The sequence below is a fragment of the Streptomyces cellostaticus genome (assembly GCF_023630175.1).
GTDB classification, from domain to species: domain Bacteria; phylum Actinomycetota; class Actinomycetes; order Streptomycetales; family Streptomycetaceae; genus Streptomyces; species Streptomyces cellostaticus_A.
Genome location: NZ_JALLIN010000102.1, coordinates 1 through 4026, shown reverse-complemented (window position 1 = coordinate 4026; position 4026 = coordinate 1). Strand labels below are relative to the sequence as shown.

The 4026-nt window shown below is 72.9% G+C and carries 1 protein-coding gene and 1 pseudogene; both read right to left on the bottom strand.

The window, feature by feature from the left end; translation table 11 throughout:
• On the bottom strand, window positions 1-3661 hold a 3661-nt coding region (locus tag MXD57_RS31090; protein WP_250405558.1), incomplete at its 3' end, for a type I polyketide synthase.
• A gap of 73 nt (window positions 3662-3734) precedes the next feature.
• Window positions 3735-4026: pseudogene (locus tag MXD57_RS31085) on the bottom strand (type I polyketide synthase); the annotation flags it as partial.

Genomic DNA, 4026 nt, shown 5'->3' with positions numbered 1-4026 from the left:
CGTGTCCGCTGCGGGTGCCGGAGAGCTGGTCGGGCGAGAAGGTCCGCAGCGCCAGGCTGCGCACGGAGGCGACCGGCACGCCCTCGGCGTCCGCGATCTCCAGCGCCACCGCGTCCTTCCCCGCGCGGGAGAGCCGCACGCGCAGCGTGTCCGCTCCCACGGCGTGGACCGCGACGCCGCTCCAGGCGAACGGCAGGCGCCCCTGCCCGGTGTCCTCGACGAGCGAGCCGAGTCCGACCGCGTGCAGGACGGCGTCGAGGAGGGCCGGGTGCAGGGTGAACCGCGCCGGTCCGGGATCGACGTCCTCCCCGAGGCTCACCTCGGCGAAGACCTCCTCGCCCCGGCGCCAGGCGGCGCGGAGCCCCTGGAACACCGGACCGTAACCGAAACCTGCGTCGGCGAGGCCCTCGTAGAGCCCCTCCACCGCGACCTGCTCCGCCCCGGCCGGCGGCCACACGCCGAGCTCGAACGCCGGGGCCTCCGCCCCTTCGGCCAGGACGGCGGTCGCGTGGCGCAGCCACGGCTCGCCGTCCGGGGCGCGGTCGGCCCTCGAGTGGAAGACGACGGACCGGCGTCCCTGCCCGTCGGGCGCGGCCACGGCGATCTGGAGCTCGATCCCGCCGTCGTCGGGCAGCACCAGCGGCGCCTCCAGGGTCAGTTCGTCGACCCGGTCGCAGCCGACCTGGTCACCGGCGCGCAGCGCCAGCTCGACGAACGCCGTGCCCGGCAGCAGCACCGTCCCGGCGACGGCGTGGTCCGCGAGCCACGGATGCGTCTCCAGCGACAGCCGGCCCGTGAGCAGCAGGCCCTCGGCGTCCGCCAGGGCCACCGAGGCGCCCAGCAGCGGATGGTCGGCGGACCGGAGGCCGGCGGTGGTGACGTCGCCCCCGAGGGTTCCGGCGTCGAGCCAGTAGTGCTCCCGTTGGAAGGCGTACGTGGGCAGGTCGACCCGCCGTGCGCCGGTCGATGCGTAGAACGCCCGCCAGTCGACCGGGAGACCCCGTACGTGCGCCTCGGCGAGCGCGGCGGTGACGGTCTCCACCTCGGGCCGGCCGCCGCGCAGCGCGGGCGCGAATGCCCTCGCGTCCGCGCCGCCGGTCAGGCACTCCTGGGCGAGCGCGGACAGCACGCCGTCCGGGCCCAGCTCCAGGAACGTCGTGACCCCGGCCGTCTCCAGCGCACGGACCCCGTCCAGGAAGCGGACCGCGTCCCGGACGTGACGTACCCAGAAGTCCGCCGAACCCATCTCGTCCGTCACCACGGCGCCGGTCAGGTTCGACACGACCGCGATACGCGGAGCCTCGTACGCGATCGACTCCGCGACCGTACGGAAGTCCTCCAGCATCCCGTCCATGTGCGGCGAATGGAACGCGTGACTGACGGCCAGCCGCTTGGCCTTACGACCCTGTGCGTTGAAGTGCTCGGCAATGACCACCGCGTCCGCTTCGTCGCCCGCGACCACGACCGACTGCGGACCGTTGACCGCCGCAATGCTCACCCGCTCGGTGAGCAGCGGCAGGACCTCGTCCTCCGACGCCTGCACCGCGACCATCACGCCACCGGACGGCAGCGCCTGCATCAGACGCCCACGCGCCGCAACCAGCGTGCACGCGTCCTCCAGCGAGAACACACCCGCCACATGCGCGGCCGCGATCTCACCGATCGAATGACCGGCCACGAAGTCGGGCCTCACGCCCCAGCTCTCCAGCAGCCGGAACAGCGCCACCTCCACCGCGAACAACGCAGGCTGCGCGAACTCCGTCCGGTCCAGGGCCCGCTCGTCGGACCCGAACAGGACGTCCTGCAACGGAAGGTCGAGGTCGAGCCGCGCACACACCGCGTCCAGCGCCTCCGCGAACACCGGATACGCCTCGTACAACTCCCGGCCCATGCCCAGCCGCTGACTGCCCTGACCCGTGAACAGGAACGCCAGCTTGCCCCGAGCGCCCGCCTCGCCGCGCACGATGCGGGCGGCGGTCCCGCCCGTGGCGAGCGCGGCCAGGTCGATGAGGGCCCTCTCCGGATCGGCCGCCAGGACGACGGCGCGGTGCTCCAGCGCGGCGCGGCCGGTCGCCAGGGAGAAACCGACGTCTGCCGGGGTCGCCCCGTCCGAACGGCTGCGCAGGTGGGCGAGCAGACGTCCGGCCTGGTCGTGCAGGGCCTCTTCCGTACGGCCCGAGACGGCCCAGGGCAGTACGGGCGGCACCGACAGCGGCCGTGGGGTCTCCTCGCCGTCCCCCTCGGGGGCGGTCGGCTGGTGGGCCTCGTCCTCCGCCGGGAGCGGGGCCTGCTCGATGATGGTGTGCGCGTTGGTGCCGCTGATGCCGAACGACGACACGGCGGCGCGGCGCGGACGGCCGGTCTCCGGCCAGTCGACCGACTCCCTGAGCAGGGAGACGGCCCCGGCGGCCCAGTCGACATTGGTCGAGGGCTCGTCGACGTGCAGGGTCTTCGGGATCCGGCCGTGGCGTATCGCCATGACCATCTTGATGATGCCGGCGACACCGGCGGCGGCCTGGGTGTGCCCGAGGTTGGACTTGACCGAGCCCAGCCACAGGGGGGTGTCCTCGGTGTGCTCGCGGCCGTACGTGGCCAGCAGTGCCTGCGCCTCGATCGGGTCGCCCAGCGTCGTCCCCGTACCGTGCGCCTCGACGACGTCGACCTCGGCGGCCGTGAGCCGTGCGTCGGCCAGGGCCTGGCGGATGACACGCTGCTGGGAGGGACCGTTCGGCGCGGTCAGGCCGTTGCTGGCACCGTCCTGGTTGACCGCCGAGCCACGGACCACGGCCAGCACCGGGTGGCCGTTCCTGCGGGCGTCCGACAGCCGCTCGACGAGCAGCATGCCGGCGCCCTCGGCCCAGCCGGTGCCGTCCGCCGAGTCCGCGAAGGACTTGCAGCGGCCGTCGAAGGACAGGCCGCGCTGGCGGCTGAACTCGGTGAAGGTGCCCGGCGTCGCCATGACCGTGACACCACCCGCGAGGGCGAGGGCGCACTCGCCCTTGCGGAGCGCCTGGATGGCGAGGTGGAGCGTGACCAGGGAGGACGAGCAGGCGGTGTCGACCGTGAGCGCGGGGCCTTCCAGGCCGAAGGTGTAGGAGACCCGGCCGGAGGCGATGCTGCTGGAGCCGCCGGTGCCCAGGTACCCCTCGACCTCTTCGGGCACGGCGCGCAGCCGGGAGGCGTAGTCGTGGTACATGACGCCCGCGAATACGCCGGTCCGGCTGCCACGCACCGAGGTGGGGTCGATGCCCGCCCGCTCGAACGCCTCCCAGGAGGTTTCGAGGAGCAGCCGCTGCTGCGGGTCCATCGCCACGGCCTCGCGCGGCGAGATGCCGAAGAACGCCGGGTCGAAGCGGTTTGCGCCGTGCAGGAAGCCGCCTTCCTGCACGTAGCTCGTACCCCGGCCGTCCGGGTCGTCGTCGAAGAGGCTCCCCATGTCCCAGCCCCGGTCGGTGGGGAAGGGGGAGATGGCGTCGGTCTCCTCGGACACCAGTCGCCACAGGTCCTCCGGCGACTCGACGTCCCCGGGGTAGCGGCAGCTCATCCCGATGATCGCGATCGGCTCCTGTTCCTCCGACTCGACCTCCTGAAGACGGCGACGCGTCTCGTGGAGATCGGCGGTCACCCGCTTCAGGAAGTACCGGAGTTTTTCCTCGTTCATGCGTGCATCCCTCGTACAGAAGCCAGAAAGAAAGAGCCGTCGGAAAGGCGGGGCCGAGCCGCGAGCGGTCGCATCAGGAGATTCCGAACTCCTTGCCGATGAAGTCGAAGAGGTCGTCGTCGGTCGCGGTCTCCAGGACCTCGGCCACGTCGTCCTCGCCGTCGCCGTCGGCCGCCCGGTCCCCGGCCTCGCTCCACGCGGCGAGCAGCGCCTGGAGACGCTCGGTGATCCGGTCGCGGCCGTCGTCGTCGGGCAGGGAGGTGACGAGCGTCTTCTCCAGCCGGTCCAGTTCGGCGAGCAGCGGGGGAACCGCCGCGGCGCCGTCCTGCCAGAGCTCGTCCCGCAGGTAGTCCACCAGCGCGGCA